The following is a 4124-nucleotide window of genomic DNA, read 5'->3' on the forward strand; positions in this document are numbered from 1 at the left end:
ATTTATATTATCATAAGCAATTGACTTTGTCAACAACTTTTTTATTTTATTTTTAATCTTTCTCAGAAACCCATTTGCGTTTCCGCTCTTATTTCTTCGATTGATTCGCCCTTGTCTCAAGGACGTATGTTATGATACCAGAGTTTCCAAGGATTGTCAACGTTTTTTCTATATTTGTTATTCTTTTTATTTTGTTGTGATTTTTTAGAATATTCTAACCATTTGAAGTCTATGCATCTATTTCCCCTAATCCCAGAAATGGCATCGAATCAAAAGAATCCGATGCCATTTCCATCCATTCATAAATACCGCTTTCAATCTCCATCTACACTCTCATTTATATCTATTACCTATTCCTATACTACCTCTCAATCAATTTAACTGCCAGGCTGACGCCGCCGCAGACCCACATCACAAGAATTGGGTTCAGTTTCCATTTGCGGAGCGCTATAAAAGCTGCCGAAAAAAGAACCAGACTGCCCCACTGGATCATCCTCTCCCCATTTATCTCTGGAAGAACTGCTGCCAGTAGCATCGAAAGTCCGGCACCTGCGATCAGCGCCACTACCGCTGGGCGAAGACTGCCTAAAATACTTCCCATCGCAGAGCCGCCACGGTAACGCCGATATATGTATGCCAATACCGATACAATGATACAAGATGGGAAAATACATCCCCAGGTTGCCGCAACCGCCCCCGGAAGTCCCGCTATCCGAATTCCGACAAAGGTTGCTGAATTGACCGCAATCGGTCCCGGCGTCATTTCCGCGATCGTGATAAGATTCGTAAACTCCGTCATCGTGATCCATCCCTGTCGTTCCACAATCAGGCTCTGTACCAGTGGAATCGCCGCGTAGCCGCCGCCCACGCTGAAAAGCCCTATCTGCAGAAAGCTCAAAAATAATTGTATATAGATCATATCTATTCTCCCCCTCTATACCGCACCGGTCGTCTGCTCACGTTTTCTCATCCAGATAAATCGAATCGTTCCCGCCAGAATACCCGCCGCAATGATATAGATTACATTCACATCCAGCACAAAATCAGCCAGGAACGCAATTACCATGATTGCAATTGAATACAGCTTTTTTCCCTTCAGAACATTCACTCCCAGCCCACAGGAAACATCCAGAATCACAGCCGCCACGCCGACTCGCATTCCCTCTAGTGCTGCTGCCACCCAGACGTTCGACGCAAACGCGGCGTAACAGACGGATAAAACCGCCAGAATCGCCATCGGCGGAAGAATCGTTCCGATGACTGCCACCACCATTCCGGCAAACCCATATACTTTCCAGCCAACCAAAATTGCCCCATTTACCGCAATCGCACCCGGACAGGACTGTGCCAGTGCGGTAAAATCAAGCATTTCCTGTTCATCAATCCAGTGAAGCTCATCCACGAAACACTTCTTCATAAATGTCACAATGACAAAACCGCCCCCGAATGTAAATGCGCTGATATAAAGTGTTTTTAAAAATAAAACCAGCAGTTGATGCTTCTGTTTCATCTGCCATTCCCCCTTTTTCTATTTTATCTTTTGTCTCTCCCAGTTCTCCTTCATGCAAAACAACATTCCTTTTTCTGTGCCCATTATAACACTTGCCAATTCATTTTAAAATTACTATAATTTATATATAGTTCTTATCAAAACATCTATGATCGTCTATAAAAGCAGCGCCGTCAAAAATAACCTTTCTGACGGCAGGCAAAAAGCAGGACAAACACACAGATACGAATGTTTCCCACTCCTTATGAAACATTCAGGAAAGGAGTTTTCATGACACTGCGGCATTTCCGAATTTTTATCGAAGTAGCATCCGCCGGAAGCATTACACAGGCGGCACGCAATCTCTACCTGACGCAGCCAACCGTCAGCACCGCCGTCCGGGAGCTCGAAGAACACTACGGAACATTATTTTTCGACCGGATCAACCAGCGTCTGCGAATTACCGGCGAAGGGCGGCGTTTTCTCGACTATGCACGCCATTTTATCCAGATGTACGATGAAATGGAACTGGCATTTTCCAATTCCGGAATCAGCGGAGTTCTTCGCATCGGTGCCAGCACCAACGTGGGGATTTCCTATCTGCCACGTTTCATGCAGCTATTTCAAGAGACATATCCCCAGGTGCACACGCAGGTCCATATACAGACGACCGCACAGACCGAAGCCATGCTCTTAAATGGGGCGCTAGATCTTGCAATCGTCGGCGGAACCATCCACTCCGAACAGATTGCCCTGACTCCCCTGTTTCAGGAACACTACACCGCCATCTGCGCGCCGGGACACCCGATGGCAGGGAAAACCGTTTCCATCAATACATTTATGAAACAACCGCTACTCTTCCGCGAAGTCGGCAGCACCTCCTATGAAGTATTTCAAAATGCCATCCGCCAGACCGGCTGTGAGGTCACCCCTGCCTGGGAAAGTACCTCACAAGAGGCCATTCTCGAAGCCGTCCGCCTGGGGCTTGGCGTCACAATTCTGCCAAGCGCTATGCTCGAAGCTGAGCTGAGACTCAGTACCATTTCCCGGATCTATTTTTCGGATTTTTCTTTTCAAAATACCGTTCATCTGGCGTGGCATCAGAGCAAGTTTCTGTCTCCTGTCATGCAGGATTTTATCCAAATGGCGCGTGAACTTTTGCCATCCAACCATATTTCCGCTCAAAATCCCCCGGGAATCTCCCCTCATACACAGCCTTTTCCTGTGATGGATGCATGACGGTTCCAGTAAACTTCCGTATGAGACGGTTCGCGATCATCAGGTCATCATTATCCATATGACCGGATACGACGCTGAGGTTATCTGGGATTGGTTGCGAATACGTACGGATGATTGAAAATAATTTCTTCCTGTAATATACTTTTAGCTATAGGTATACCTATATTTAAAAGATTACTGGAATTTGCCCGACGGGCAGCGTGCAGAGCTGATCGACGGGCAATTTTATAATATGGCACATCCGAGCCGGATTCATCAGGAAATTTCCTACCAGATTTCCCGCCTTCTTAGAAATTATATCGAGTCCAACGGCGGAAAATGCCGCGTTTATCCGCCTCCTTTCGCCGTCAATCTGGATTCGGATGATAAAGATTAGGTTGAGCCTGATATCTCTCTTATCTGTGAGCCGAATAAATTGACCGACCGCGGCTGTTCCGGCGCTCCCGATCTCATTTTCGAAATCGTATCTCCATCCAGCCGGCGCATGGACTACATTATCAAAAATGCTCTGATTCCCTTAAACTTACCGAATAAAATTCGTCGCCGTCCGCTCCTCCTGTTCCGGAAGACCATATTCTTTCTTGCCAAGCTCGATGGACTTCATAAGAAATGTCATATTCTTTGCAAGCATCCGCATCGTCTGCTTGCCTTCCTCATCCATCTCTGCCTCCCCTTTCTCACAGCCGTGAATACTGTTCCAGTATCTGCTGGATGCGATCGGCATATTGCTGATGGTAAAAAATTTGTTCAATTCATCAAAAGTCGCTGAGCAGCCGCCTCTGCGTGCACAGACTACACTGGCACCCACCTTCATGCTCTTATCAAAGGACGTGCTGTAAAACAAGCGGTCAAGACAGGCAATCAGCGTCGCATTAGCCGATGCATAGTAGACCGGACTGGCAATCACCAGACCATCCGCCGCCTCAAAGAGAGGTGCCAGCTCATTTACGATATCATCAAACACACATTTTCCAATTTCGCTGCACTGGTTACAGGCAATACAGCCCCGGATATCTTTATTTCCAATCTGTATGGTTGTTACCTCTACCCCACTATTTCGAAATACATTCTCCATTTCCCGGATGGCAATGGATGTGTTGCCGTTCACACGTGGACTTCCGTTTAGAATTAATACTTTGCTCATTTGGTTTCCTCCTTTTATTCTACGATACATTTATTCCAACAAATTGCTTTTAAACAGTCTGTAAGCGTATATATTGTCTTCAGGTGTCTACAACTGTCTACATAAAAATGAAAATGCAAAAAAGCGGAAACCCTGATGAATCAAAGCTTCCGCAATAATAAAAAAGAGCGCGAGACGGGACTCGAACCCGCGACCTCGACCTTGGCAAGGTCGCGCTCCACCAACTGAGCCACTCGCGCATATTTGTAAGAA

General features: G+C 46.3%; 5 protein-coding genes and 1 tRNA gene. 2 read left to right on the forward strand and 4 right to left on the reverse strand.

The features are described from left to right. Positions 1-361: 361 nt before the first annotated feature. Together DW931_RS15655 and DW931_RS15660 are read right to left on the reverse strand one after the other, a co-directional pair. A complete protein-coding gene (locus DW931_RS15655) occupies positions 362-919 on the reverse strand; it encodes a chromate transporter (protein ID WP_118469524.1) in 558 nt (185 codons plus the stop codon). A 15-nt stretch (positions 920-934) separates the two neighbouring features. Continuing rightward, positions 935-1510: a chromate transporter gene (locus DW931_RS15660; RefSeq protein ID WP_118482603.1), complete on the reverse strand. Its 576-nt coding sequence runs from the start codon at positions 1508-1510 to the stop codon at positions 935-937. A 270-nt stretch (positions 1511-1780) separates the two neighbouring features. Between DW931_RS15660 and DW931_RS15665 the strand changes: the two genes are divergently transcribed. Together DW931_RS15665 and DW931_RS16530 are read left to right on the forward strand one after the other, a co-directional pair. Beyond that, on the forward strand, positions 1781-2728 hold the full coding sequence (locus DW931_RS15665; protein ID WP_182426690.1) for a LysR family transcriptional regulator: 948 nt from the start codon (positions 1781-1783) through the stop codon (positions 2726-2728). A gap of 184 nt (positions 2729-2912) precedes the next feature. After that, positions 2913-3104, forward strand: a complete 192-nt coding sequence (locus DW931_RS16530) for a Uma2 family endonuclease (protein WP_338126584.1) — start codon at positions 2913-2915, stop codon at positions 3102-3104. 147 nt (positions 3105-3251) lie between these two features. Here the strand turns inward: DW931_RS16530 and DW931_RS15675 are convergent, their stop codons facing one another. Further along, positions 3252-3872, reverse strand: a complete 621-nt coding sequence (locus tag DW931_RS15675; RefSeq protein ID WP_118469527.1) for a flavodoxin family protein — start codon at positions 3870-3872, stop codon at positions 3252-3254. Positions 3873-4038: 166 nt separating this feature from the next. Further along, positions 4039-4111, reverse strand: a tRNA-Gly gene (locus DW931_RS15680). Between the last annotated feature and the right edge of the window lie 13 nt (positions 4112-4124).

It is taken from the genome of Clostridium sp. AM43-3BH (genome assembly GCF_003479985.1).
Lineage (GTDB): Bacteria > Bacillota > Clostridia > Lachnospirales > Lachnospiraceae > Otoolea > Otoolea fessa.

Bases quoted from the DNA above. Each gene is read 5' to 3' on its own strand.
- DW931_RS15655 (WP_118469524.1), bottom strand. From the start codon at position 919: ATGATCTATATACAATTATTTTTGAGCTTTCTGCAGATAGGGCTTTTC.
- DW931_RS15675 (WP_118469527.1), bottom strand. From the start codon at position 3,872: ATGAGCAAAGTATTAATTCTAAACGGAAGTCCACGTGTGAACGGCAAC.
- DW931_RS15660 (WP_118482603.1), bottom strand. From the start codon at position 1,510: ATGAAACAGAAGCATCAACTGCTGGTTTTATTTTTAAAAACACTTTAT.
- DW931_RS15665 (WP_182426690.1), top strand. From the start codon at position 1,781: ATGACACTGCGGCATTTCCGAATTTTTATCGAAGTAGCATCCGCCGGA.